The organism is Nonomuraea candida (assembly GCF_000725485.1).
In the GTDB taxonomy this organism is placed as follows: domain Bacteria; phylum Actinomycetota; class Actinomycetes; order Streptosporangiales; family Streptosporangiaceae; genus Nonomuraea; species Nonomuraea candida.
In genome coordinates, this window is sequence record NZ_JOAG01000133.1 from 1 (window position 1) to 1,202 (window position 1,202).

Below are 1,202 nucleotides of genomic sequence, written 5' to 3' on the forward strand. Positions count from 1 at the left end.
GCTAGTGGCTCGTCTCTGAACGTTGACCCGGTAATTGATCTCGGACGGTGAACCCGTCAGGCTGACTGCCTCTGCAACTCTTGGGAGGTGGTCGTGGCTCGCCGACCGGATGTGTTCGTCCGGCCCTTGTCGATGGAGGAGGGCCGCAAACTACAGCGCATCACCCGGACCGCCAAGGACCCGGTCAAGCTACGCCGGGCGATCGTGGTGATGATGTCCGGCCAGGGCCAAAGCGTCCCGGACATCGCCTCGTTGATGCAGGTCAGCGACGACTACGCGCGCGACGTCATCCACGCCTTCAACGATCGGGGGTTCGACGCGCTGGACCCAAAATGGAGCGGGGGCCGGCCACCGGCGATCAGTGAGCAGGCGCGCGAGCACATCTGCCTCATCGCCCGGACGGCCCCCGCGGAGTGGGGCATCAGCGGCCACTCCACCTGGAGCCTGCGCACCTTGGCCGAGCATCTCATCAACCGCGGCGTGGTCACCTCGATCAGCCGTCAGCATCTGGCACGGATCCTACGGGCCGGGAAGGTGACCTGGCAGAGCACCACCACCTGGAAGGCATCCAACGACCCGCAGTTCATCGCCAAGATGCAGCGCGTTCTGGAGTTATATGACCAGCCGCCGGCCGATGGACGGGTGATCTGCGTCGATGAGTTCGGGCCGCTGAATCTGATGCCGCGCCCGGGCAAACGCTGGCGGCCTGCCGGAAGCCCGGCCCGGCTGCGGGCCACCTACAACCGCTACTTCGGCGTCATGCACATGATCGCCGCGCTGGATCTGGCCACCGGAAAGCTCTACTACCGTATCCGCCGACGCAAGCGGTGGCGGGAGTTCTTGTCCTTCCTCAAGACGCTGCGCGCCCGCTGGCCCGGCGAGACGCTCTACGTGATCATGGACAACTACTCGCCGCACAAGCACCCCGAGGTCCGCTCCTGGGCCGCCGACAACGACATCGAGCTGGTGTTCCTGCCCACCTACGGCTCGTGGTTGAACTGGATCGAGTCCGAGTTCGCCGCGCTGCGCTACTACGCCCTCAACGGCACTGACCACCGCACTCACGACGAGCAGAACGCGGCGATCGGTGCCTACATCCGCTGGCGCAACGCTCACGCGCAACCAAAGACCAGCTTCGCCGCCAGCTCACCTATTCGAAGCTGGACCAGTTACCCGTCCAAGGTTGCGTGACAGGCCACTAG

At 65.2% G+C, this 1,202-nt stretch carries 1 protein-coding gene; it reads left to right on the plus strand.

The genetic code is table 11. The features are described from left to right. Positions 1-87: 87 nt before the first annotated feature. Positions 88-1,191 carry an IS630 family transposase gene (locus tag IO39_RS58505; protein WP_245642606.1) on the plus strand — a complete coding sequence of 368 codons (1,104 nt, stop codon included), beginning with the start codon at positions 88-90 and terminating at the stop codon, positions 1,189-1,191. The last annotated feature ends 11 nt before the right edge of the window (positions 1,192-1,202 follow it).